This is a genomic window from Amycolatopsis azurea DSM 43854 (genome assembly GCF_001995215.1).
Classification (GTDB): domain Bacteria; phylum Actinomycetota; class Actinomycetes; order Mycobacteriales; family Pseudonocardiaceae; genus Amycolatopsis; species Amycolatopsis azurea.
In genome coordinates this window covers 1-23651 of record NZ_MUXN01000028.1, presented here as the reverse complement: position 1 = coordinate 23651, position 23651 = coordinate 1, and the positions used below count along the sequence as shown (strand labels likewise).

At 69.2% G+C, this 23651-nt stretch carries 22 protein-coding genes; 7 read left to right on the top strand and 15 right to left on the bottom strand.

Annotation, left to right across the window (positions count from 1 at the left end; all coding sequences use genetic code 11):
• Nucleotides 1–55: 55 nt before the first annotated feature.
• From B0293_RS37400 to B0293_RS37355, 10 genes are all read right to left on the bottom strand, one after another.
• Nucleotides 56–1006, bottom strand: a complete 951-nt coding sequence (locus B0293_RS37400) for a carboxymuconolactone decarboxylase family protein (protein ID WP_005154184.1) — start codon at nt 1004–1006, stop codon at nt 56–58.
• Between the two features lie 2 nt (nt 1007–1008).
• Entirely contained in the window at nt 1009–2661 is a 1653-nt protein-coding gene (locus B0293_RS37395; RefSeq protein WP_005154185.1) for a GMC family oxidoreductase N-terminal domain-containing protein, read from the bottom strand.
• Nucleotides 2658–3215 carry a DUF5987 family protein gene (locus tag B0293_RS37390; protein ID WP_005154186.1) on the bottom strand — a complete coding sequence of 186 codons (558 nt, stop codon included), beginning with the start codon at nt 3213–3215 and terminating at the stop codon, nt 2658–2660. The genes B0293_RS37395 and B0293_RS37390 overlap by 4 nt, the downstream gene beginning before the upstream one ends.
• 5 nt (nt 3216–3220) lie before the next feature.
• Nucleotides 3221–4573: a cytochrome P450 gene (locus tag B0293_RS37385; protein ID WP_005154187.1), complete on the bottom strand. Its 1353-nt coding sequence runs from the start codon at nt 4571–4573 to the stop codon at nt 3221–3223.
• Nucleotides 4570–5556, bottom strand: coding sequence for a hypothetical protein (locus B0293_RS37380; RefSeq protein WP_005154188.1), 987 nt, complete (start codon nt 5554–5556; stop codon nt 4570–4572). Before B0293_RS37380 ends, B0293_RS37385 begins: the two co-directional genes overlap by 4 nt.
• Nucleotides 5557–5561: 5 nt before the next feature.
• Entirely contained in the window at nt 5562–7526 is a 1965-nt protein-coding gene (locus B0293_RS37375; protein WP_005154190.1) for a CRTAC1 family protein, read from the bottom strand.
• Nucleotides 7523–8497 carry a DUF1702 family protein gene (locus tag B0293_RS37370; RefSeq protein WP_077241490.1) on the bottom strand — a complete coding sequence of 325 codons (975 nt, stop codon included), beginning with the start codon at nt 8495–8497 and terminating at the stop codon, nt 7523–7525. Before B0293_RS37370 ends, B0293_RS37375 begins: the two co-directional genes overlap by 4 nt.
• Nucleotides 8498–8640: 143 nt before the next feature.
• Complete coding sequence (locus tag B0293_RS37365) at nt 8641–9543, bottom strand: helix-turn-helix domain-containing protein (RefSeq protein ID WP_005154193.1); 903 nt, start codon at nt 9541–9543, stop codon at nt 8641–8643.
• A 559-nt stretch (nt 9544–10102) separates the two neighbouring features.
• Nucleotides 10103–11548 carry a SagB family peptide dehydrogenase gene (locus B0293_RS37360; RefSeq protein ID WP_005154194.1) on the bottom strand — a complete coding sequence of 482 codons (1446 nt, stop codon included), beginning with the start codon at nt 11546–11548 and terminating at the stop codon, nt 10103–10105.
• Nucleotides 11549–11590: 42 nt separating this feature from the next.
• Nucleotides 11591–13867: a TOMM precursor leader peptide-binding protein gene (locus tag B0293_RS37355; RefSeq protein ID WP_005154196.1), complete on the bottom strand. Its 2277-nt coding sequence runs from the start codon at nt 13865–13867 to the stop codon at nt 11591–11593.
• A 223-nt stretch (nt 13868–14090) separates the two neighbouring features.
• Between B0293_RS37355 and B0293_RS37350 the strand changes: the two genes are divergently transcribed.
• The 4 genes from B0293_RS37350 (at nt 14091) to B0293_RS37335 (ending at nt 17681) form a co-directional block, all read left to right on the top strand.
• Nucleotides 14091–14930, top strand: coding sequence for an AfsR/SARP family transcriptional regulator (locus B0293_RS37350; protein WP_143254740.1), 840 nt, complete (start codon nt 14091–14093; stop codon nt 14928–14930).
• A 41-nt stretch (nt 14931–14971) separates the two neighbouring features.
• A complete protein-coding gene (locus B0293_RS37345; protein WP_005154200.1) occupies nt 14972–15655 on the top strand; it encodes a winged helix-turn-helix transcriptional regulator in 684 nt (227 codons plus the stop codon).
• A 116-nt stretch (nt 15656–15771) separates the two neighbouring features.
• Entirely contained in the window at nt 15772–16350 is a 579-nt protein-coding gene (locus tag B0293_RS37340) for a hypothetical protein (protein WP_005154201.1), read from the top strand.
• Nucleotides 16347–17681, top strand: a complete 1335-nt coding sequence (locus B0293_RS37335) for a copper resistance CopC/CopD family protein (RefSeq protein WP_005154202.1) — start codon at nt 16347–16349, stop codon at nt 17679–17681. The genes B0293_RS37340 and B0293_RS37335 overlap by 4 nt, the downstream gene beginning before the upstream one ends.
• On the opposite strand, the gene B0293_RS37330 is transcribed toward B0293_RS37335, so the two are convergent.
• Nucleotides 17682–18290, bottom strand: a complete 609-nt coding sequence (locus B0293_RS37330; RefSeq protein WP_085939620.1) for a maleylpyruvate isomerase family mycothiol-dependent enzyme — start codon at nt 18288–18290, stop codon at nt 17682–17684.
• Between the two features lie 307 nt (nt 18291–18597).
• On the opposite strand from B0293_RS37330, the gene B0293_RS37325 reads away from it, so the two are divergent.
• Entirely contained in the window at nt 18598–19254 is a 657-nt protein-coding gene (locus B0293_RS37325; protein ID WP_245191899.1) for a M protein, read from the top strand.
• Here B0293_RS37325 and B0293_RS37320 read toward each other — a convergent pair.
• Nucleotides 19251–19613 (bottom strand): YciI family protein, encoded by a 363-nt coding sequence (locus B0293_RS37320; protein ID WP_005154207.1) that lies wholly within the window; start codon nt 19611–19613, stop codon nt 19251–19253. The two genes, B0293_RS37325 and B0293_RS37320, sit on opposite strands and share 4 nt — an antisense overlap.
• A 166-nt stretch (nt 19614–19779) precedes the next feature.
• Between B0293_RS37320 and B0293_RS37315 the strand changes: the two genes are divergently transcribed.
• Entirely contained in the window at nt 19780–20061 is a 282-nt protein-coding gene (locus B0293_RS37315; RefSeq protein ID WP_005154208.1) for a metal-sensitive transcriptional regulator, read from the top strand.
• 11 nt (nt 20062–20072) lie between these two features.
• On the opposite strand, the gene B0293_RS37310 is transcribed toward B0293_RS37315, so the two are convergent.
• From B0293_RS37310 to B0293_RS37300, 3 genes are read right to left on the bottom strand one after another with little or no spacing between them, the layout of a single operon-like run.
• Nucleotides 20073–22232: a heavy metal translocating P-type ATPase gene (locus B0293_RS37310; protein ID WP_085939621.1), complete on the bottom strand. Its 2160-nt coding sequence runs from the start codon at nt 22230–22232 to the stop codon at nt 20073–20075.
• A gap of 47 nt (nt 22233–22279) precedes the next feature.
• Nucleotides 22280–22465, bottom strand: a complete 186-nt coding sequence (locus tag B0293_RS37305; protein WP_005154210.1) for a hypothetical protein — start codon at nt 22463–22465, stop codon at nt 22280–22282.
• A complete protein-coding gene (locus B0293_RS37300) occupies nt 22462–22668 on the bottom strand; it encodes a heavy-metal-associated domain-containing protein (protein ID WP_005154211.1) in 207 nt (68 codons plus the stop codon). The genes B0293_RS37305 and B0293_RS37300 overlap by 4 nt, the downstream gene beginning before the upstream one ends.
• A 96-nt stretch (nt 22669–22764) precedes the next feature.
• On the opposite strand from B0293_RS37300, the gene cobF reads away from it, so the two are divergent.
• On the top strand, nt 22765–23535 hold the full coding sequence (cobF, locus tag B0293_RS37295; RefSeq protein ID WP_039916537.1) for a precorrin-6A synthase (deacetylating): 771 nt from the start codon (nt 22765–22767) through the stop codon (nt 23533–23535).
• Nucleotides 23536–23651: the final 116 nt, after the last annotated feature.

The following is a 23651-nucleotide window of genomic DNA, read 5'->3' as shown; positions in this document are numbered from 1 at the left end:
CGAATTTCGCAGGAAAGGACCTTTCACAGCTGCCGAGACCGCCGAATTCGGCCGGTTAATTGCGGGCAGGAACCAGCGAGACGCAGTGAGCGGCGGCGGTGAAACTCGCCCACCCCACCAACTCGACCAGTTCTCGATCGTCCAGTCCCGCCGCCGCGACCAAGGCGTCGTCGACCTGGTAGGGCGCTTTCGCGACCACCAAGGCCAAGCGCACGGCGGGATCGCCCGCCCCGGCCGCCCAGGACCGGCTCGGCCCCGGTGGGGAACCGTCCCAAGTGGACAGTTCCCGCACCACGGCGTCCCGCACGGCGGAAGAGACCGCCAGCGATCCGAACGCCGCGGAAGCCCGCGAGAAGGCGTCCTCGACGTACGGATTTCCCGCCGCCCAGGAGAAGTCCCGGGAGCCCGCCGGCAGCAGGTCCAACGACTCGCCGGGCATCGCCCCGGACCCGGGCCGGAGGAGCCTGCCCAAGATCGCCTTCGCCTTCTCCCGTGCGGAATCCGGCACGGACGACGGCAGTGGAGACGTCCCCAGGAACACGCTCACCACCCGGTTCAGGTAGTGGAAGGCGAACGCGACCGCCGTAAGCTCCGTCCGGGCCGCGGGCGACAAGTCACCGTCCAGCGGGTCCGTGACGGCTTGCCCCGCCGCGATCGCCGAAGCCTCCGGGGAACGCCCGAGCGAATCCAGCGCCATCCCATGGACTTCGACACAGTAGGGACACGAGTTCCGCTGGGACACCAGGGAAGCGACGACCTCCCGGTCCGCCCGGCTCGTCTCCCCCGCCGCCACCAGCGACTCCCGCAGCATCACCCAGGCCGCCGCGAGCACCGGCGGGGACGGCGAATGCAACGCCACCGGCGGTGCCAGCATGCCGAAATCACGCTCCAGCTGACGGTAGACGTCGCGCACGAGCCCGGTCGCCCGGCCGAACGGAACCGGCCGGACGTGCCGGACTTCGCGCAACACCCGCCGCAGCGCGAGCCGCACCGGTTTGGGAGCCATGCTCAGCTCCCCGCCACCAGCGACAGCTTGCTGACCGCCCGCCGCCCGGTGATGGAACCGTCCGGGGCCGGAGCGCCGTAGGTGACGTCGACGCCGCGTGCCTGGAGCGCCCGCACGATCCCCGGGACCGACCGTTCGGCCAGCGCCGCGATCGTCATCGCCGGGTTCACCGTCAGCGCGCCCGGCACGGAGGCGCTGTCGGTCACGAAGATCCCGGGGTGGTTGCGGAGCTCGTGGTTCGGGTGCAGCGCCGAGGTCTCCGGGTCGTCACCGATCCGGCACGACGCCAGCGGGTGCACGGTGTACGCGCCGACGACGTCGTTGGTCCACGGCGCCACCTTCGCCAGGCCGTCCTTCTCCAGGATCTCCTTGCACTCCGCGTCGGCCAGCGACCAGCCGTGCAGAGTGTTCGGCGTCGGGTCGTACTTCAGCGGACCGCGGCCGAGCATCTGCTGCGAGATGCGGTAGGCGTTGCCGGTCGGTGGCGGCGTGCCGAAGACGCCCTCGTTGTCGTCCTCGGTCATCAGGAAGATGGTCAGCCAGGAGGCCCACTTCTTGAGGATCTCCTTCTTCTGCGTCCCGAACCAGCGGGGTTCGTCGCCGTCGGGTACCTGCGCGAGGATCGTGCCGAGACCCGGCGGGAAGTACAGCTGCTCCAGCGAATACCGCTCGTACTCCGGCAGCGAGCCGTCGAGCTTGTCCCAGTTCGCCACGGTCGGGCCCTTGCCGATGTGGTTGGCCTCGTAGACCTTGCCGTCCTCACGGGACAGCCCGAGCACCTCCCGGACCCGCTCCTCGTTGATGATCGCGGTGTTGAGCCGCTCACCGTTGCCTGAGAAATACCGGCCGACCGCGTGCGGCATCTCGCCCAGCGCCGACTCCGAACGCTGCAGGATCACCGGAGTCGCGCCGGCACCCGCGGCGATGATGACGATCTTCGCGTCGATCGTCCCGCCGCCGGACTGCACCCGGTAGTCCTCGTCGTCGACGATGGTGAAGTGCACCCGGTAGTCGCCGTCGTCGATGCGCTCGATCCGCTGGACCTCGTGCAGCGGCCGGATCTGCGCGCCGTGCGCGAGCGCGGCGGGCAGGTAGTTGGTCAGCAGCGAGCGTTTCGCGTCGAACCGGCAGCCCGCCATCATGAAGTTGCAGTTCACGCACCGGTCGTTGTCCACCGCGACCGGCGCCGGGTTGGCGGTCCGGCCGGAGTGATTGCAGAGCGCCCCCCACAGCCCGCCCGCGTAGGACACGTCGTTCCAGTCCTGTTTGGATACCGGGAGCGAGTCCGAAACCCGGTCGTACCAGGGCTCCAGCGAGTCCCGTGTGATCGTCGAAGGCCACATGCGACGGCCGATGCTGCCGTGGCGCTCGAAGACGAACTTGGGCGCCCGCGGCATCGCGGCGAAGTACACCACGCTGCCGCCGCCGACGCAGTTCCCGCCGAGCACGCTCATCCCGTCACCGACGACGAAGTCGAACGCCCTGGTGTACGACGAACCGAGCAGGTAGTCGTGCTCGAAGTCCTTCGTCTCCAGCCACGGCCCGCGTTCCAGCACGGTGACCTTCGCGCCGCCCGCGGCCAAGTGGTAGGCGGGGATGGAACCACCGAACCCGCTGCCGACGATGACGACGTCGGTCTTGTCGTAGGCAGTCATGCGGGGCTCCCGGAGGGCGTGGTGTCGGGGTGGAGTCGCGCCAGCTCGCGGCGGTAGGAGAATTTGGGGAACCGCCACAGGCCGTCCTCATCCGGCGCGGTGTAGCCCATCGCCAGCAGACCGGGGTGGCCTTCGGCGATGGCTTCGGCGGTGTGCTTGTGCGCCGCGCTGTCGAAGGACATGTTGCAGAACAAGGCGAGGCTGACCCAGCCGTCCTTCTCCGGATGTCCCGGCGCCGTCAGCGACCGCACGAGCGCCGTCCTGTCCGCGAAGGACAGCGCGACGAACGCCGGCAGCGACTCGTCCAGCGTGAGGTCGTGTTCCTTGGCGTAGACCTTCGCGTGATCGTTGAGGGACTGCGCCAGATACGGCAGCCCGACGGTCACCCCGGTCGCCTCGGTGTGCAGCAGTTCGAGCGCGCCCGCCACGACCGCGCCCGGCCCTGGCGAGGCGCCGGCGATCGCGTGATCGCCGGGGAACCGCTTCTCCCCCGGTACGATCGTGTCCGCGTAGGCCTCCAAAGTGGACACCTTGACCTGTTCGTCCGAATCCACGGAACCTACCTCCTGTTCCTGGTGTGCACGGTCATCGGCAATCCGCCGCGCACCCGCAGCGAGAGCATCGCCTCGGGAACGACGTCGTAGCCCGGGAGTTTCCTGAGATCGAGGTCCCGCAGGACCATCGTCAGCACGAAAACGGCCTCCATCACGCCGAGGCTGTTGCCGATGCAGAACCGCGGCCCGGCGCCGAACGGGATGTAGGCGTACCGGGGCCGCCCGCTCGGCCGGTCCGGATCGAACCGGTCCGGGTCGAACTTCTCCGGCTCCGGCCAGAACGCCGGATGCCGGTGCAGCGTGTAGGGCACGACGACGACGTCGGATCCGGCGGGGATGTGATAGCCGCCGATCTCGTCGTCGACCTGCGCCACCCGCGGCAGCAGCCACACCGGCGGATACAGCCGCATGACCTCTTCGACGACCCTCGCCGTGTACGGCAACCGGTGCAGGTCGTCGTGCGTCGGCAGCTGGTCGCCCAGCACCGCCTCGGCCTCGGCGCGCAGTTTCGCCGCGACGTCGGGATGTTCGTCGAGCAGGTGGAACGCCCAGCCCAGGGTGCTCGCCGTCGTCTCGTGCCCGGCCAGCAGCAGGGTGATCAGCTCGTCCCGCATCTGCTCGCGGGTCCCGCCGGTCGCGATGAGCCGCGAGAGCACGTCCTCACCGTTCTCCACCGGGTTCGCCAGCCGCTGTTCGACGAGCTCCTCGGCGATCCGCCGGAGGTCGGCCCGCGACTCGCGGAAGCGCAGCTGTTTCTTCAGCGGCGCCCACTCCGGGACCATGCTCAGCGTCACCGCTTCGAACATCGCCTGGTCCTGCACGGCTTCGAACGAATGCCCCAGTGACGTGAACCCGCCGAGGTCCGCGTCGAGCAACGTCTTGCCGAGCACGCCGAGCGTCAGCCCGGTCATCTCGTGCAGGATCTCGACCGGTCCTTCGGTGTCCCGCAAGCGTTTCACGAGACCTTCGACCTCGTTCGCGACGACCGAGGCCTGCCGCGCGATCCGCCTGGGCTGGAACACCGGCTGGATGGTCCGGCGCTGTTTCTTCCAGACCTCGCCGTCGCTGGTGAGCAGCCCGTCGCCGAGTGCCCGCCGGGCCTCCTGGAGGCCGATTCCCTTGTGGTAGTTGGCCGCGTTGTCCGCGAGCACATGTTTCGCCAGTTCGGGGTGGTTCACCAGGTACATCGTCTTGGGACCGATCGCGATCCGGACGACGTCCCCGTGCGCCTCCGCCGAATCCGACATGAGCGCCAGCCGGTCGGTGAAGAGCTTCTTCAGCAGACCGAAGGTCGCCCGGCGCGGCGGCCCGGGGGGCGCGAGACGCGCCCCCCGGGTGAATTCCGCGGCCTCGGTCATGCCGCCACGGCCCCGGTTTCCGTCTCCGGCTTCTCGGCCGGCTTCGGCAGGGAGGTGACTTCGGCCGACTTCGCCTGCTCGGCCTCCCACTTCTCTCCTGCCTTCTTGGAGAAGTGCAGGCCCCACAGGAACATCCCGCGGATGAGGCAGACCAGCGCGGTCGCCAGGAACAGGCCGTAGGCGACGTGCACGATCATGAAGAACCCGTACGCCAGCGCCACGCCCGAACCGAACAGGACCTGCGACGCGGGCTTCGACGGGGTCGTGCCCGGGTCGGTGACCATGTAGTTCGTGTAGAGCACGAACGCCACGCCGGTCATCATCCCGAGCGCGCCGGGGATCGCGGTGTCGAACACCAGGCCACGGATGATCGCCTGGAGTGCGAAGGTGATCAGCCAGGCGCCGATCAGCCACATCCGCTGGGTCAGCATCGCGTTGAGCACGGTGCCCGAGATCATGATGATGCCGACGATCAGCCAGCCGACCCACGAGTCGACCTGCTCGGTGAAGTGGTACGGCGGCGCGATGCTCGCCCACGGGAACACCAGCAGGATGATCGTGATGCCGAAGTTCGACGGGTTCATGTAGTGGCGGAGCCGTCCCCGCACCGGGGCCTGGAGGACCCACTTGGCGCCGACGGCGACCACGACGCCGAACATCATGACCAGCACCTGGTCGTTGACGTAGGTCAGCATGTTGAGCGCGAGACCGGTGATGTGCGCCGGGAAGAGGAACTCCACCAGTCCCTTGAAACCGTTGCCGCGGAAGCGGACGTCGCGGCCCTGGACGCGGGCCCCGATGATCTCCAGCAGGATTTCCGTGGTGTACGCCGTCGCCAGCGCGATGAACGGATAGGTGTAGGGCTGCTCGAAACCGAGCACGGTGTAGCCGATGATGTTGAAGATGGTGATCGAGATCGCGAACCGGCGTAGCGCCGTGATCGTCTTGTTGCTCTTCGGTGCCGCTAGTGTCTGCTCAGCCATGACGGTCACTTCTCCTTAGCCTGAGCGCCGAGCTGGAACGTGTGGCTGCCCGGGTTCAGCTGGACTTCCTGAGTGCGGATCTGCCCGGTCAGGTCGCGCCATTGCAGGTGCGCCTTCACCGGGCCGGTGACCTTGCCGAGCCCGATCTGGATCTCGTGGCTGCGCTTGCCGGAGTGCCCGCTGCCGCCGTCGACGCGGTCCATGTACTTCTTGCCGTCGGCGGTGACGACGGTGACCTGCGCGCCGATCGCGGCGGTCCCCGCGGCCTGGAGCGGGCCCTCGGACGACGCGTTGTCGTGCACCAGCTTCAGGTTCAGGTATGAACCGGAGTCGGGGCTGACGTTGTGGTAGAAGATCGGCTGCTCCCACTGGCGGGCCACGGCGAAGTCGAGCTTGCCGTCACCGTCGGCGTCACCGGTGGCGATACCGCGGGTGGGCACCGGGACCGCGAGACCGAGGCGCGGGGCCAGGTCGGTGTAGCGGCCGTCGGCGCTCTTGGCCCAGAAGTGCAGGGTGTGGTCGCCGCCGACGTCGTCACCGGCCCGCATGTTCGGCCAGAAGGTGGGGTGCTTCAGCAGTTCGTCGTTCGACGTCGCGAGTTCCTGCAGCTGCGGCCAGCGGTTGACGTCGCCCTTGACGAAGCCGGTCGCCTGCGTGATCACCGATTCGCCGCTGTTGTTGTAGTCGGCGATCTTGACGTCCCAGCCCCAGCCGGACCACGCGGTCCCGGCCTGTGCGCTGCGGTCCACCCACGGCGCCTCGCCGCCCTGCAGACGGCCGCGCAGGTCCGCGGTGTCCTTGGCGGTGTTCATGAACTGGAAGTGGCTTTCCTCGATGCCCCAGGACGTCGTGATGTTGCTGACGTACAGGTCGTAGAGACCGTCGTGGTCGAGGTCGGCGAAGTCGACGCCCATGCCCTTGAAGGAGTCGTTGCCGAGCACCTTCGACTTCGGTTCGTTCGGCCCGCGGATGCCCTTCACCTCGGCGAACTCGACGTGACCGGGGCGGGACTTGTTGTACAGCAGGCGGTCGTGCCCGAAGTCGTTGCCGATGTAGAGCTCCGGCAGGTTGTCGCCGTCGACGTCGGTGGCGCTGGACGCGAGCGACCAGCCGCCGCGGGCGTCGGCCGGGATGGCCTGGTCGTCGCAGACGAACGTGGCCGTCGGCTTGGCGCCCTGGGTGGCGCCGGTGAACCGGAAGATGTACTTGCCGCCGCTGTTGTCGGCGTGCGACATCGACTTGTTCATCTCGACCCCGCCGTCGACGCGGTCGTCCAGCACCGCGCTGTCGGGGAAGTAGTTGCCGATGAAGATGTCCTGGTGACCGTCGCCGTCGAAGTCACCGACCGTCGCGGCGTTGGTGTTCCACAGTGGACCGGCGTACTCGCCGTTCTTGGAGTTGTTGCCCGGCACCAGTTCCACCGGCTCGTAGGCCGACGGCTCCAGCTTGGTCGCGCCCGGCTTGGAGAGGAACAGGATCGGGGTGCGGCCCCAGTAGTAGGCCAGCAGGTCGACCCGGCCGTCCTCGTTGAAGTCACCCGGCACGCAGCCCATGGGCGCGATGTACTTGCCCATCGGCAGCGGAGCCGCGTCGAGCGCGAACGGCTTGTAGCGGTCGCCGCCCTTGCCCGGGGTCGGGGTGACGACCACCTGGTCGCTGCGCGGGTCCACGAAGCACAGGTCGTTCGCGAGCTTGTCGCCGTCGAGGTCGTTGACCGCGATCGCGGCGCCGACCGAGGAGATCCAGGCACGGATGTGCTCGTACTCCTTGTTCACCGTGCGGATCGACTGGCTCTTCGCGGCTTCCGGCAGGGCGATCGTCAGGGGTTCGAACGCGTACTTCGAGGCCATGGTGTCCGCCTCGGCGGTCGAGACCGTGGGCAGCTGCGCCACCACGAACAGTCCCGCCATCAGCAACAGCGCCACGATGCCCGCAAGCTGCTTGCGGAGCCAGCCCAAGGTCGCGGTCATTTACCTGCACCTCCAGAGAGAATCGCTTCGGCGATGCGCTGTCGCCAGGTTTCGAAATGCGGGAGTTCGCCGTCGACCACCACGGCCGGACGGACCTCCTGGGTGATGGCCGCGGCGCGCTCGGCCGGCAGCCCGCAGATCGCTTGCGTGGCGACCTCGGTCTCGGGGATCAGCAGCCCGGCGCGGACGCGGGCCTCGGCGGCGAAAGCGGAGCCCTGGGCCAGGTTCCCGCGGTGCTCACCGGCGAACTCGGCCAGCTTCAGCAGCTCGTCGGACGTGACACCGCACGCGTAGGTCGAGGCGAGCCCGATCCCCGCGTAGAGATCTCCGTGCCGGTGCTCGGGGAAACGCGCGACCGTGTCGGCGACGAGATCGACGTCGGTACCGCAGATGAACCACAGCGCGCGGCCGATGCCCTGGTCGATCGCGCGCAGCGAGTAGCCGTTGTTTCCGGGCGGCCACGAGAAGTCCGGGTCCTGGTACTGGCCGTCGACGTACTTCGCCGTCTTGAAGTACGCCTGGTGGAACCCGTACCCGTCGAGCACCAGCCAGCGCAGCAACGGGTCGAAGTCCCCGGCGGACGGCCAGCGGAAGCGCGGCAGCCGCGCCATCGCCCAGCCGACGCCGACGTAGATGATGTAGTCGTGCTTCTCACCGGGGCCGGCGAGAAAGTCCGCGATGTGCCCGCGACCCCCACCGGGCAGGCCGTCGAGCATTCCGTAACCCATTCCCGCGCCTTCGTAGGCGAAGCCGCGGTATTTCACCGGAATACGTTCCAGCCATTCTTCCGCCTGAGCGACGGAACGCGCTTCGACCGCGTGAGCGTAGCCGAGCAGGAATTTCTCGCCGACGGTCTCCAGCAATTCTTGAGCGGCTGGGCTCTTCTTGTGGAAACCGCGCTTGTCCAGCGACGTCTCGGAGACGTCCGGGGTGATCATGCGACGCCTGAACGTGCGCCAACCATTGCCCAACGCACTCTCCCCCTAACGGGTGGATTCGAATTCTGCGGACTGGTTAAAGGCTCACATGTGCGACGACAATGCAGCTACTCCACGGTTGCGCCCGCGGTTCTCCCGGTTTGCGGGATCGGGAGAACGCGGGAATAGCCCCGTGTTCAGGCCACCGCACGGAGGTAGTCGGGAGCGGGCATGGTCATCCGGTTGCCGGTGGAGACCGGGCCGCCGGCGAGCGTGATCGCCATCGGCGCGTCGGTCGGCCGCGGGGTGCGCATCGGGATCCGCAGATGGACCCGGCCGTACCGGGTGATGTCGACGCGGCCGGGCAAGGTGCCCACGGAGAAGGAAGAGGCCGCGGTCCCGGCGGCGTGCTCGGCGACCGCGATGACGGTCCACCGGCCCTCGGGGACGTTCTGGATCTCGATGTCGGCCGACAGGACGTTCGCCCTGCCACCGAACGCGACCGGGCCGCACTGCGGGATCGACTCGGCGAACAGTCCGATGAGGACACTCGCCGGGCCCGCCCCGCGCGGGGTCTCGACCCGGACGCTGACCGTGCCGGTGCCGCTGCGCATCGTCGCGCAGCCCATTCCGGCGCTGTGCAAGGCTTCCAGCGTCGGCAGCCGCTGGAAGTGCGGGGCCAGCGCGACGAGCAGCTTGCCGACCTCGGGGTCGCGGTACTGGGTCGGGGTCATCCCGACCGCGCGGGTGAACCGGCTGGTGAACGTGCCGACACTGCTGTAGCCCACACTGCACACGATGTCCGACACCGTCAGCGATGTCGTCAGCAGCAGTCGTTTCGCTTCGAAGAGCCGGATCGCGGTGAGATACCGGCCGGGGGTCACGCCGGTCGCCTTGGTGAAGATCCGCGAGAAGTGGAACGGGCTGACGAAGACCTCCGATGCCAGGTCGCCCAAGGTGATCGGGTCGAAGTACCTCGCGTGCATCGATGAGATGGCCTGCAGCACCGCGGGTTGCAGGGGGGACGCCGGCTCGGGGAGCCGACCGGATTCGATGAGGCCTTTCTCGTTCGCCGCCGTGGCGACTGTTCGTAGCTGCATCAGACCAACCTCGGATTCGCTGTCGCTTTTCCTCTGCACGCCAGCAAACGCGTCATCGATTTCGGAGTGCTCGACACGCGATCGAGAAGGGGACTGCCCAGGGTTGTCCGGGGCTGCGCGATCGGCAAACGGTCGAAGCGGTGGCACGAACGGAGAACCCGGTGCTTCAGACTCACGAGATCCGCCTTCGATCACGCGAGATCCGCCTCTGATCACGCGAGGTCGGTCTTCAAACACGCGAGAGCGGTGTTCGATCACGCGGACAGGTCGAGCCCAGTGCCGCGCCGCGTACACCCCCGGCGCCCCGACCGCGAAGTCCGGGAAGGCCTCCTTCACTACCTTCATTCGGTACCGCGGGTGAGCGCGTGTCGCGATCGACGCCTTGCCCTCCCTTGCCCGCAGTGCCACCGGCCAACGTTGCGAAAGTGGCTTTCGCAACGCCCCCGCCCGCCTAGAGGCCGACCACACCGAGCGCGACCAGGTGACCGAACACGGAACTCGCGTGATCAGAGACGGATCTCGTGAGTTCCGCCTTCAATCACGCGAGAGCGGTCTTCAATCACGCAGGCAGGTCGAGCGCGCATTCGCCGACGCCTACCTCGGCGGGCCACTGGAGCTTCAGCGCGCGGTCCACGCGGTCACCGGCGTCGACCGGGACGGCGTGCGCGGTCAGCCCCATGGCGCGGGCGACGAGGTAGAGCGTCTGTTGCAACGCTCCGACGTGCGCCAGTGTCGTGGCGTACGCGCCGCCGCCGAGCACCGACGCCATCCGCGGCATCCGGGTGGTCACCGTGATCAGCGCCGAGGGCCGCCGGTGGTTCCCGCCGCCGATCATCGCCATGTCGAGCATCGCGTCCAGATCGGACTCGTCGTCGTTGACCAGGCTGAGCCGGTGTTCGAGCGGATCGTAGTGGTAGATCCCGCGCTCCAGCCCTGAGCAGCGGTTGACCGAGATGTACAGCTCGAGCTCGTACAGGCAGGCCACGCTGAAATACGGCCGCTGCGACGCGCTGTGCGCGGGACCGTTCGGGAGATGCGCGGGCCCGATCGACCGGATCCGCGCGCCGCGGAACAGGAATTCGCCGATCTGCTCGGCGGACAGCACGCCCTCGGTGAACTCGGGGCAGGTGTGATCGCTCTCCAGCAACGCCGTCAGCGTCGGATCGGTCGCCTCGCGGTCGGCCAGGTCCGGCCGGTAGAGCGCGTAGACCGGTCTCTCACCGGTGGAAGCCTTGACCACCGGCGGTTTCCCGATCCCCGCCACGCCGGCCGGGCCACCGGGCCGCCAGGTGCGGCTCGTGGTGTGGAACAGCAGTTCGTCCGGGGACCACAGGCTCAGTTCTGGGTCGTCGTCCTCGGCGAATCGGCCGTGCTCCCCGGCGACCTGGACGACGCCCGCGGCGACGAGATAGGACACGATCGCGCTGACCACCCCGGGCGCGATCCCCGTCGTGGTCACGATCTCCCCGACCGACTTCGCCGTCGCCAGTGTCGCCGCGACGTGCACGGCCCACGGTTGGTACAGCACGACACGGTAGTGCGCGGACGGCGACTCCAGCCCCATCCCGTAGGCGTCGGAACGCAGGGAACTGAAGCGGGACAACCGGATCGGGTGGGCGGGCGGGATCTCCACCGGGGCGAACACCGGGGCGAGCGCCACCGGGATCACCGACAGCAATGGCCCCTTGCCGTCGGCGAGACCGAGCGAGTGCACCACGGACCCGCCGAGTTCCTTGAGCGCCCGCCGCAACGCGTCGGCCCCGTCGGCCGTCCAGCTCAGCTCGCCTTCGAGATCGGGTTCCCGCTCGACCGGCTCCCACGACGACGTCACGTTCGCCAGCGAGACCGGGCCCAAAGCCATCCGCCGCAACGATTCCCGGACCAGCGGTTCCGCACGATCGAAGTCGTACTCCCCCCAGCGCGTGACGACCACCAGTGAGCCGTCCTCACCGATTTCGACAAGACTGTCGTCGGTGAGCGACCACAAGGGGATCGGCTCGGCCACACCGTCGTGCGGTTCTGTCGTCAAGGGGTGCTCCAACTGCGTCTACAAGAACATGGGGAAGGGGTTCAGCCGGTCGTACGGGGTCGGCTCGGCGAGCCTGCCCAGGCGCACCGGCACGTCGAACAGCCGTCCGGGGGCGAAGCGGCTCCAGAACGGCCGCAGCCCGGGAACGACCACCCTGACCACCGGAAGATCGATGTCGGGCCTGGTCTGATCCAGCACGAGCGTCTCCATTCCCAACGCGGAAAGCTTGCGTACCAAGCACTCCACGTCGTCCCGCACGTCGGGCCGCCGGACGAACTTGAAGTCCGCGGCCCGTTTCGCCGAGCGTCCCGGCGCCGGCAGCAGATACGACTGGTTCGCGACCGTAGCGTGCCGGAGCCACTGCGCCGCGTCGGGATCGTCGAGTTCGACGTCGTTCGCGAGCACCGCCGGGATCATCTGGTTGAGCTCGCTGACCGCCCTCCGCAGCGCCGTCCTGGGGTCCAGGTGGGCACCGAAACCCATCATGACGTTCTCGCGCGGCCCGGCGATACTCCTGGACAGCGCGACCATCACCGGGACACCGAGGTCCGCGGTCAGGTCGAGGACCCACAGCTCCCGGCCCGCCCGCGCGTACTGGCCCACCATCTCCTCGGCCCACGGATCGTCGAAGGACGCGATGTCCACGCCGGGCACGGGAAGCCTGTTGTACCACCACATCGCGACGGCGTCGCGTTCGACGAGTTCGAGCAGCCCTTGCAGGACGGCGTCCTCGATGCTGCTTCCGGCCGCGCAGCCGTTGGAGTCCGCGCGCATGCCCTTGATCCCGCACTCCGGCGGCACCCCGTAGTAGAGGTACGCCGTCGGCATCAGCTTCCGGCGCTGCTGCGACAGCGACCACAGCGGCGTCCAGTCGACGGCGGCCTCGTCGTCGAACCGTTCGGGGACGTGCTGGAAGTTCGCGTGCCTGGCGTTCCATTCCTCGCGGCCGTCGTACTGGCGCTCGTCGAAGAGCATGCACGAGTTCGGGTGGATCGCGTCCGCGCCGAGCGCGCGGAAGGTGTCGCGGATCCGCAGTTCGTCGCCCTGGTAGTTGGCCGAGAACCGTTCGATCGCCTCGCACAGCGCGCCGACCTCGGCGTCGATCGGGCTCGCGCCCTTTCCGCCGTTGTCCCCGCGCAGCCCGGCCTGGAGCCCCGCCTCGCCGCGCACGCGGCGCGCGACGTTCAGCCCGGAGCGGTACGCGTTCACGAACGCGGGCGCCCTCGGGTCGCGGGCGATCTCCTTGACGATGCCGGTGACCGGGCTGACCAGGTGGCCGTAGCGGTCGAGCACCTCGACCGGGGTGAGCGTCCGATGCCCACCGCCGCCCGACGTCGCCTTCTTGGCCTCCAGCAGCACGACCGGCTCGGCCGTCCGCGCGGCGACGATCCCTTCGTCACCGCATTCCGCGCACTGCGGACGCCGCCGCAGTTCGTGCAGCCGCCCCTGGAGGTCGAGGGTGTCCAGGATCCAGACGGCCTGCTGCCCCGGGTAACGGTGTCCGGCCAGCCATTTGGACGCTTCGAGGGAGATCAGGTGCGACGCGGCCGCGGTCAGCGGCGGCACGGCGGGCATCGGGAACGCGGCCGGGCCGTCGTGCCCGAGGACCTCCTGCACGCACGCCTCCGCGTGCCGGTGCCCCCACAGCCGGTTGGTCAGGCAGTGCCAGCAGCCGGACCGCCCCGGCTGCATGATCGGGCCGATCCACACCTGCGAGCCCGACGGTCTGGCCAGCAGCCACGGCCGCCCGGTGCGCCGGTGCTCGGCGTCGATCTCGGCCAGCCTCGGGTCGAGGTAGTCGTCGCACAGCACGATGGCCAGTTCGGAGGCCGTCCCGACCACTTCGATGCCGCTCGCGACGAGCGCGCTCTCCACCTGCGAGGTGTCCACGCCGCGGCCGATCGCGGTCAGGCTCGCCGTCGCCGGCTTCTGACGGCAGGCCACCGCGGACGCGTCGAGCCCGCACGCGTCCCAGTACGCGAGCGCGCGTTCGTCCCCGGTGAGCTCGTCCGGGACCCGGACGGTGACCAGACCCGCTTCGACCAGCCTGGCCAGGACGCCGGTGACCTGTTCGGCGCTCATCCCCTCGGGGCAGGCGGACAGGAGGCTGTCGAGGTCACGGGTGCCGTCGAGCAGGGCCGCGACCGACGCGACCTGCGCGCCGCGCATCGCGATGACACCCTGTTCGGAGAACAGGTAGGCACCGTTGCCCTCGCTGATCTCCGCGCGCAGGTGCCGTTTGAACCCCAGACCGCCGCTGATCGAACCGGATCTGTTCGGGACTGCCTCGCGCATGGGAACCCCCGTAGGTCGGTGCGATCCCCGAATCCTGCTGCGCGGGGCCGGGTACCGGCCAGTGCGCGGTTCACGCCTCGGGCATGAAAAACCCATGTTCTTCCGGGACGCACGCACGCGGGACCTGGTGGACGGCTCACTGGCCCGGTGACCGGACGCTCTGTCACTGTCGAAGCACTGGGAAAACAGGCCAATACGCGTATCGAGCTGGAGGGCGCTTGCGATGTACCCCGGATCACGAGTAATGGACACGCGGCACGGCTCGGCACCCAACCCGATTCCGGCCCCGTCCGCAAGCCCCCTCCGTTTCACCCTCCTCGGCCCGCTCGAACTCGTGCGGGACGGAATCGACTACGCGCCGACGACGCCGAAGCTGCTGCAGGTACTCGCGATGCTGGTGATGAGCCCGGGGAAGATCGTGCACATCGACACGATCGTCCAGGAACTGTGGGCCAACGACCCGCCCCGCAGCGTCCGCACCACGATGCACACGTACGTCTACCAGCTGCGCCGGTGCATCGACGAGAACGACCTTGCCCCGTACGGCGAGACCATGCTGGCCACGAAACCGCCGGGGTACGTGTTCCGGATCGAGCCGGAGCAGGTGGACGTCTTCGAGTTCCAGGCGCTCCAGAAGGCGGGCCGGGAGCTGCAACTGCGGGGCGAGCACGCCGAGGCGGCGAAGTCCTTCCGGGCCGCGCTCGACCTGTGGTCCGGGCCGCCGCTGGCGAACGTCCACTGTGGACCTGTGCTGTCGGCGTACGCGGTCGAGCTGGTCGAACAGCGGCGCAGCACCCTGCACCTGCGGATCGAGGCGGACATCGCGGCCGGGATGCGGCACGAGCTGATCGGCGAACTGCGGTCCCTGGTCACCGCGAACCCGCTGGACGAGGCCCTGCACGGCCAGCTGATCCGCGTCCTCGGCCGCAGCGGCCGCCGATCCGACGCGCTCGCGACCTACCGCCAGGTGCGGTCGAGGCTCAACAATGAACTGGGCGTCGAACCCTGTGACGAACTGCAGATCCTGCACCACGACCTGCTTTCCGAGGGCGAGCCCGCGTGAAAACCACTGCTGTCACGGGAAACGAAAGTGAGGATCGACGGATGAGTCGTACCTATGGACAGTTCTGCGGTCTGGCCCGCGCGCTGGAGATCATCGGCGAACGCTGGTCGCTGCTGATCGTCCGTGACCTCGTCCTCGGCCCGAAGCGGTTCACCGAACTCCAGGCGGGCCTGCCCAGGATCCCGGCGAGCACGCTGTCCGCGCGGCTCAACGAACTCGAGCAGTCCGGGGTACTCCGCCGCCGCGTGCTCCCCCAGCTCGACGCCGCGGTCGTCTACGAGCTCACCGAGTACGGCAGCGAGCTCGACCAGATCGTGCTGGACCTCGGTCTCTGGGGCGCGCGCTCGCTCGGGCAGCCCGCTCCCGAGGACGTCTTCACGCTGGACGCGGCGATCCTCTCGCTGTACACGACCTTCCGGAGCGAGAAGGCCAAGGGCATCCAGGCCACCTACGAGCTGCACTACCCGGGCGGGATGGTCCTGCACGCGATCATCGAGGACGGCGCGCTCAAGGTCGCCGACGGCGCGCACCCCGGCGCCGACGTGCTCATCGAACCGCTGGGCCCGTACATCAAGGACCTGCTGAGCGGGGAGCTCACCGCCGACGACGCCCTGCGGACCGGCAAGGTCCGGATCGAAGGCGCCGTCGAATACCTGACCCTGTTCACCGAGCTCTTCCACATCCCCGCCGCGCCCCAGGCGTCCCGCGGGATCGTCGTCCGCTGAGCCATCCGGCGTAGTTCCCGCAGGTCGGATCAGCAATCCGGAGTAACGAAAACGGCCGGAACGCGAGTTATCTTCGACATCCATCGTCGGCCGGTCTTCGCCCAAGGAGCCTTTTCATGGCCTCACTCGATTCGCACCGTCCCGGCCTGCTCGCTTCGCTCAACGGGAAGTACCACCGCGCGGCGCTTCTCACCTTCGCGCTGGTGGTCGTCGCCCACTGGGCGGAGCACCTCGTGCAGGCGTTCCAGATCTACGCCCTCGGCTGGAAGACCGCGGACGCCCGCGGCGTGCTCGGCATCCCGTTCCCCAAGCTGATCAGTTCCGAGTGGCTGCACTACGGCTACGCGATCGTCATGCTGATCTTCCTGTTCGCCCTGCGCAAGGGCTTCGCCGGTCGTTCGCGGCAGTGGTGGAACCTGGCGCTGGGCCTGCAATTCTGGCACCACATCGAGCACCTGCTCCTGCTCATCCAGGCGCAGAGCGGCTGGCGGCTCGGCGGCGGCACCGCGCCGAGCAGCATCATCCAGCTGTTCATCCCGCGCGTCGAGCTGCACCTGTTCTACAACACGATCGTCACCATCCCGATGATCATCGCGATGATCGTGCACCGGAAGGCCTCCGCCGTCGAACGGCAGCTGACCGGCTGCACGTGTTCGCCCGAGAGCCGGCGTGAGCTGGCCACCGCGGCATCGTGACCCGGAGACTCTTCGCGCTCCTGGCCCTGGTGGCCGCTTGGCTGGGGGTCGCGGTTCTCTCCGCGGCCCCGGCCTCGGCCCACGTCGAACTCCTCGACTCGAACCCCGCCGACGGCGCCCGGCTCACCTCGGCGCCGCCCCTGGTCTCGATCACCCTGTCGGAGAACATCGGCATCCAGCCGAACTCGATCAAGGTCGTCGACACCCACGGCACGAACGTCGTTTCCGGACCGGTGTTCCAGCCCGGTGACATCGCCGAGCAGGTCGCCGTCAAACTCGAACCCGATCTCCCCGACGGCAGCTACCTCGTCGAGTACGCCTTCGTCTCGACCGACTCGCATCCGGTGCGCGGCACGCTCGCCTTCGTGATCGGCACCGGCCCCCTGATCACCTCGGCGGGCGCCGTGTCCGCCTCCACCGGCACCGATCCGGTGACCGACGCCTTGTTCACCACCTTCCGCTGGGGCTCCTTCCTCGGCGTCGCACTGCTCGGCGGGCTGGTGTTCCTGCTGGTCTGCCGCCCGGGCGGCCGGACAGACCCGGCCGCGCGGAAGCTGCTGACCACGGGCCTCTGGCTCTCCGGCGTCACGGCCGTCGCCGGGTTCCTGCTGCAGGGCCCGTACGTCGCGGGCCGCGGCGCGGGCTCGATCTTCGACCCGGCGCTGATCGAGGCGACCCTACGTGTGGCGTACGGGAAGCTCCTGCTCCTGCGCCTGGCCGCGATCGTCGCGCTCGCCGTCCTCGTGCGACGGCTGCTGGCGGAAGACCTGCCGGACCGGCTGCGGTCGCGGTACGAGAACCTCGGCATCGCGGCCGGGTTCATCGTGATGCTGAGCTTCTCCGCGACCGGGCACGCGGTGGCCGACAAGATCATGTTCCTCTCGGTCAGCGCCGACCTCGCGCACTTCGGCGCGATGGCCGTCTGGGTGGGCGGGCTGATCCAGCTGGCCGTGCTCCTGCGCGGCAGGTACTCGGCGGCGGAGGCCGAACCGGCGCTGGCGCGGTTCCACCCGATCGCCACCTGGTCGATCGTGATCATGGTGGTCAGCGGCGCCTACCTCGGCTTCCGGCTGGTGCCGTCGGTGGAGGCGCTCTGGACGTCGGCCTACGGCATCGTGTTCGTGCTGAAGCTGACCGGGTTCGCCGCGTTGCTGCTGGTGGCGAACATGAGCCGTAACGCGGTGCGCCGCGGGATCTCCGGCCGCGGCGGTACCGGCGTCGTGACCGCCGACCTGCGGAAACTGCGGGTCAGCGTCGGGGTCGAGGTGCTGATCGTGGCCGTGGTGCTCGCGCTGGCCGCGGCGCTGTCCTCGATGTCCCCGACCGGCTGATCACCGTTCGACGGCCACTTCCGGCGGGAAGAACGGCCCCCAGGTGAAGGCCCGGAGCCACGGCTCGGGATCGCCCAGCCAGTCCAAGTCGGCGATCTGGGCCGGGCTCCGGCGCCCGGCGAGCGACCGGTAGACGTCCACCGGCGAGCCCGAGAGCACCGCAGCGACCGGCTCGGTGCCGGCGATCCAGGTCGCTCCCTCGATCTCGATCCGCATCCCGGGCAGTCCGTGGCTCCCCAGTGAGGAGCCGAGGCCGCTGACGAGCACTTCGAAACTCCGCAGCCAGGCGGCGTGCGCCTCGGGCGGCGGAGCGCCGAGCGCGAACCGGAGATCGAGTTCGTGGGTGAAGGCGTCCATCACCATGATGTCGCCGCGGCTCTTGCCGTCGCCGTCGGCGGCGAGCAACGCGTCGGCCTCGGGTCCGCGCTCGCTCCACAGCCGCAGCAATTCGGCGGCCGACGCCCTCTCCGGAATCGGGCAGGGCTCGCCGCCGAAGCGGGTGATCACCCGATCGCAGATTTCGGTCAGATGTGCGAGCAGGTCCCGGACAGTCCACTGTGGACAACCCGGGACGGTCCGCTCACCCGAGCCCGCGTGATCGGCGATCAAGATCACGATGTTCTCTCTGACCTGCCGATATCCTTCGGCCGCTGTCGCCGTATTCCAGCCAGGGACCCGAATTCGGCTGCTCGTCACGCGGCCACCTCCACTCAGGGTGAAACGATGATCGCCCATTCTCCCACCGGGGGAAGGAGGCACCTTCTTCCCGTTTGCGCCCGACCGTTCGGCGCAAAGATCACCCACCCGTGACGCGTGTCCTCGCGGCTTCAGGCACACTGGACGGGAAAGCCCCGTGCCGCAAGGAAAAAATCACGCACCGGTGACGGATCGCCCACTGTGGAGGTGACCAATGGAAATGCCCGGCTTCGATCTGGCGTGGCGTGGCTTCAACCGCGCGCAGGTCCGGGAATTCGTTCGCGAGGTGGAGGCCGAGCTACGACGAGTCGCCGCCGAACGCGACGAGGCGATCCGGCGCGGGGAGGCGCTCGCCGCCAGGCTCACCGCCGCACAAGAGGAAAACCGCGAACTGAAGAACAGCGTCGACCGGATCAGCCGGGTGCCGATCGCCCCGGACGCGCTGCAGGAGCGGTCGCGCCGGATGCTCGAACTCACCCGTGAAGAAGCCGCCGACATCACCGCGCGTGCCGCCGAGGAGGCCGCCGAGGCCGAAGCGGAACGGAAACGGATCACCGAAGACTTCGAGCGCGCCATGACGCTGCGCCGCGCGGAGGCGATGCGCGCGCTCGCCGCCCGGGACGAAGCCTCGCAGGCACGAGCGCGGAAAATGCTCGAAGACGCCGCCGAACAGGGCGAGCGCCTGGTCGCCGAAGCGCGGCAGAAGGCCGACGTGGCCCTCGGCCTGCGCGACGACGTGCTGAAACAGCTGGTCGGCTGCCGCGAACTGCTCGCGGAAGCCGGAACGGTACTGACGATCACCGCCGAACCGGAAGTGCCCGTTCAGCGCCGGAGCAGGCCGGAGGCCCGCACCGGCACCGAAGCGGCCGCCACCTAGGCTTCATCTCCAGACGAATACACCACGGGCCGGATCTCCATCGCGTTGATGTGCGCGTCCGGGACCTGGCCCGCGATCTCGATCGCGCGCTCCTTGCTGTCGCATTCCACCAGGTAGAAGCCGGCCAGGTACTCCTTCGACTCCGCGAACGGGCCGTCCGTGACCACCGGGACGCCGTCACGCACCCGGACGACCGTGCTCTCCTTCGGCTCCCCCAGCGCCTGCGTCCCCAGCAGTTCGCCGCTCTCGGTGAGCTTCTTCATGAAAGGGTCGATGCGGGCGACCACCTCGTTGCGCTCCTCTTCGGGGAGGGCGTCCCAGGCGGTGGGGTTCATCGTGATCATGATCATGTACTTCATCGGTGTTCCTCCTGGTCGTCCGGCCGGTGCCCGGCCGCTCACGCGGGAGTCGGAGCCGCCGGATCGTCCTCGACATCCTGGCACCCTCGATTTTCACCCACTCGGGACGGATACGTGGGGAGGGTATAGTGGCGGCAGCAGTGAACGACGAGAGAGCGGGTGCGGGATGACGGGATACGGCAGCGAGCGGGAGGCCTACCTCAAGCGCCTGCGCCGGATCGAGGGGCAGGTCCGCGGGTTGCAGCGGATGGTCGAAGAGGACAAGTACTGCATCGACATTCTGACCCAGGTCTCCGCGGCCACCAAGGCGCTCCAGTCGTTCTCGCTCGAACTGCTGGACGAGCACCTCGCCACGTGCGTGGTCCAGGCCGCCGCCGCGGGCGGCGAAGAGGCCGACCTCAAGGTCCGGGAGGCGTCCGACGCCATCGCCAGGCTGGTCCGCTCCTGACCCGTTCCTGATCAAGCGACGCCGCGGAACCGGCGCAGCCGCAGGCTGTTGGTGACGACGAAGACCGACGAGAAGGCCATCGCGGCCCCGGCGATCATGGGGTTGAGCAGGCCGAGCGCGGCCAGCGGCAGCGCGGCGACGTTGTAGGCGAACGCCCAGAACAGGTTGCCCTTGATCGTGCCGAGCGTGCGGCGCGAAAGCCGGATGGCGTCCACGGCCGCGCGCAGGTCGCCGCGCACCAGCGTCAGGTCGCCGGCCTCGATCGCGGCGTCCGTTCCCGTCCCCATCGAGAGGCCGAGGTCGGCCTGCGCGAGCGCGGCCGCGTCGTTGACGCCGTCGCCGACCATGGCGACCACACGCCCGTCGGCCTGCAACCGCTTGACGACGTCGACCTTGCCGGTGGGCAGCACCTCCGCGACGACCTCGTCGATCCCGACTTCGGCGGCGACCGTTCGCGCGGATCCGGCGTTGTCGCCGGTCAGCAGCACCGGCCGGAGCCCGAGCGCCTTCAGGGCGGCGACGGCCTCGGCCGACGTCGGCTTGACCGTGTCGGCAACGACGACCACGCCCCGCGTCTCACCGTCCCAGGCGACGACGACGGCGGTCGCGCCACGGTCCTCGGCAGCTGCCTTGACCTGGGAGAACGCGTCGCCGACGGTGATGCCGAACTGGTCGAGGAGAGCGGGCCGCCCGGCCAGAACGGTCTTGCCCTCGACCTCGCCGACGACGCCCAGGCCCTCGACGTTGCGGAACTTCTCGACCGGCGGCAGCGCGCCCAGCCGGTCCTCGGCGGCCACGACGATCGCGCGGGCGATCGGATGCTCGGACGCGTGCTCGACCGCCGCGGCGAGCCGGAGAAGGTCGTCGTCGCCGTGCAGGTCGGTGACGCTCATCTTCCCGGCGGTCACCGTGCCGGTCTTGTCGAGGACGACGGTGTCGACCTCGCGAGTGGATTCGAGTACCTCGGGTCCTTTGATGAGGATGCCCAGCTGCGCGCCGCGCCCGGTGCCGACCAGCAGCGCGGTCGGCGTGGCCAGGCCGAGCGCGCACGGGCAGGCGATGATCAGGACCGCGACGGCGGCGGTGAAGGCGGCGTCCGCCCCGCTGCCCGCCCCGAGCCAGAAGCCGAGCGTGCCGACCGCGAGCGCGATCACCACCGGCACGAACACGGCCGACACCCGGTCGGCGAGCCGCTGGACGCGTGCCTTGCCGTTCTGCGCGTCCTCGACCAGCCGCGCCATCTGCGCGAGCTGGGTGTCGGCGCCGATCCGGGTCGCGCGGACGACGAGCCTGCCGCCGGCGTTGACCGTCCCGCCGACGACGGTGTCGCCGACGGTCACCTCGACCGGGACGGCCTCACCCGTCAGCATGCTCAGGTCGACCGCGGAGCCGCCGTCGGTCACGACCCCGTCGGTGGCGATCTTCTCCCCCGGACGCACGACGAACTCGTCGCCGGTCTTCAGCTCGGCGATCGGGACACGGCGCTCGGCCCCGTCCTTGAGGATGGCGACGTCCTTCGCGCCAAGTTCGAGCAGCGCGCGCAGGGCCGCGCCGGAGCGGCGCTTGGAGCGGGCCTCGAAGTAGCGGCCCGCGAGGAGGAACGTGGTCACTCCGGCGGCGACCTCGAGGTAGAGGTTGCCCGCGCCGGAGCCGCGCTCCATGGTCAGCGCGAAGCCGTGCCGCATCCCGGGTGTCCCGGCGGTGCCGAACAGCAGCGCGTACAGCGACCAGAGCGTGGCGGCGGCGACGCCGAGGGAGATCAGGGTGTCCATGGTGGCGGCGCCGTGGCGGAGGTTCGTCCAGGCGGGGCGGTGGAACGGCCACGCGCCCCAGGTGACGACCGGCGCGGCCAGGACCAGCGAGATCCACTGCCAGTAGGTGAACTGCCAGGCCGGGACCATCGCGAGCACGATCACAGGGACGGCGAGCGCGGCCGAAACCAGGAGACGCGTCCGCAGCGAGCCGGTCTGGTCCTCGTCCTCGTCCGCACCGGGCTTCGGCGGCTGGGCCGTGTAGCCCGCGGACTCGACGACACCGACGAGATCCTCGACCGAGACCGCCGCGGGGAAGTCGACCTGCGCCTTCTCGGTGGCGTAATTGACCGTGGCGGAGACGCCGTCGACCTTGTTCAGCTTCCGCTCGACGCGCGCGGCACACGAAGCGCAGGTCATCCCGCCGATGGCCAGTTCGACGCGCTGGGACCGGGACGTCTCGACGCTCACGGCATGCCTCCCATGTCGTGGCCCTCGTGATGCCCTTCGTGCGTGGTGGTCGGCTGGTACGTGCTGGTCGGGGCGGGCGGAGCCTCGTCCACCGGCCCGACGGCCGACCCGATCGTCCAGGCGACGACGAACACCGCGACCAGGGCCGCGGCGAACGCCGACACCTTGACGGCGGTGCTCACGAGACGAGCTGGTAACCGGCCTCGGTGACGGCCGCGTCCACCATCTGGACATCGAGCGCGGTGTCGCTGGTGATGGTTACCTTGCCGCTGGCGACGTCCACGTTCACGGCGCTGACGCCCGCGATCCCGCTGACCTCCTCGGTGACGGAGGAGGCGCAGTGCCCGCAGGACATGCCCTTGACGGTGTAGGTGGTTTCGGCCATCGGTACGAACTCCTCTACAGGACAGGCGAAGCGATCACTTCCTTTATACCCCATGGGGGTAGGGGTGTGCACCGAGGGTGCGGGCACACTGCGGGAATGAGGAAGATCTCCGCCATCGGCATCGGCGCCGGCGACCCGGACCACTTGACCGTCCAGGCCGTCCGGCGGCTGAACGAGACCGATGTGTTCTTCGTCCTCGACAAGGGTTCAGAGAAGCAGGACCTGGTGGGCTTGCGCCAGGAGATCCTCGACCGGTTCGTCGAGCGGCCCGGCTACCGCGTCGTGCGGGCACCGGACCCCGAACGCGACCGTACTCCAGATGACTACCGGAAGGCCGTCGCGGACTGGCACCGGCTCCGCACCGACGTCTACGAGAGCATGATCGCTTCGCTGGGTCCCGATGAGCGGGGCGCGTTCCTGGTGTGGGGTGACCCGGCGCTCTACGACTCGACCCTCACGCTGCTGGACGCCGTGCTCGCCAGGGGGAACGTCGAGTTCGAGTACGACGTCGTCCCCGGGGTCAGCAGCGTGGCCGCGCTGACGTCGCGGCACCGGACCACGATGAACCAGATCGGCCGGCCGGTGCTCGTCACGACCGGTCGGCGTCTCGAGGCCGGCTGGCCCGCGGACGTCGACGACGTGTTCGTGATGCTGGATGCCCAGTGCACCTTCTCGCGGTTCGTGGACACGGGACTGGAGATCTACTGGGGCGCGTACCTCGGGACGCCCGACGAGCTCCTGCGCTCCGGTCCCCTGACCGCCGATCTCGCCGAGGAGATCCGCACGGTTCGCGCCGCGGCGCGGTCACGGAAGGGCTGGATCATGGACATCTACCACCTGCGACGCCCCGTCCCCTCCCGCGTTTAGTCCTCTGGATGCGCCCCGCCTCCCCCCTCGCTTAGCCCACCTCGCGTGCTCGTCCCCGTAACTCGCGTGTCCGGAGCCGTAACTCGCGTGATCGGAGGCGGATCTCGCGTGTGCAG

Excerpts from the sequence above, each read along its gene's own strand:
- B0293_RS37345 (WP_005154200.1), top strand. The coding sequence starts at position 14,972 with ATGAGTCGTACCTATGGACAGTTCTGCGGTCTGGCCCGCGCGCTGGAG.
- B0293_RS37400 (WP_005154184.1), bottom strand. The coding sequence starts at position 1,006 with ATGGCTCCCAAACCGGTGCGGCTCGCGCTGCGGCGGGTGTTGCGCGAA.
- B0293_RS37325 (WP_245191899.1), top strand. The coding sequence starts at position 18,598 with ATGCCCGGCTTCGATCTGGCGTGGCGTGGCTTCAACCGCGCGCAGGTC.
- B0293_RS37350 (WP_143254740.1), top strand. The coding sequence starts at position 14,091 with ATGTACCCCGGATCACGAGTAATGGACACGCGGCACGGCTCGGCACCC.
- B0293_RS37300 (WP_005154211.1), bottom strand. The coding sequence starts at position 22,668 with ATGGCCGAAACCACCTACACCGTCAAGGGCATGTCCTGCGGGCACTGC.
- cobF (WP_039916537.1), top strand. The coding sequence starts at position 22,765 with ATGAGGAAGATCTCCGCCATCGGCATCGGCGCCGGCGACCCGGACCAC.
- B0293_RS37320 (WP_005154207.1), bottom strand. The coding sequence starts at position 19,613 with ATGAAGTACATGATCATGATCACGATGAACCCCACCGCCTGGGACGCC.
- B0293_RS37395 (WP_005154185.1), bottom strand. The coding sequence starts at position 2,661 with ATGACTGCCTACGACAAGACCGACGTCGTCATCGTCGGCAGCGGGTTC.
- B0293_RS37355 (WP_005154196.1), bottom strand. The coding sequence starts at position 13,867 with ATGCGCGAGGCAGTCCCGAACAGATCCGGTTCGATCAGCGGCGGTCTG.
- B0293_RS37375 (WP_005154190.1), bottom strand. The coding sequence starts at position 7,526 with ATGACCGCGACCTTGGGCTGGCTCCGCAAGCAGCTTGCGGGCATCGTG.
- B0293_RS37365 (WP_005154193.1), bottom strand. The coding sequence starts at position 9,543 with ATGCAGCTACGAACAGTCGCCACGGCGGCGAACGAGAAAGGCCTCATC.
- B0293_RS37385 (WP_005154187.1), bottom strand. The coding sequence starts at position 4,573 with ATGACCGAGGCCGCGGAATTCACCCGGGGGGCGCGTCTCGCGCCCCCC.
- B0293_RS37315 (WP_005154208.1), top strand. The coding sequence starts at position 19,780 with ATGACGGGATACGGCAGCGAGCGGGAGGCCTACCTCAAGCGCCTGCGC.
- B0293_RS37310 (WP_085939621.1), bottom strand. The coding sequence starts at position 22,232 with ATGACCTGCGCTTCGTGTGCCGCGCGCGTCGAGCGGAAGCTGAACAAG.
- B0293_RS37380 (WP_005154188.1), bottom strand. The coding sequence starts at position 5,556 with ATGGCTGAGCAGACACTAGCGGCACCGAAGAGCAACAAGACGATCACG.
- B0293_RS37340 (WP_005154201.1), top strand. The coding sequence starts at position 15,772 with ATGGCCTCACTCGATTCGCACCGTCCCGGCCTGCTCGCTTCGCTCAAC.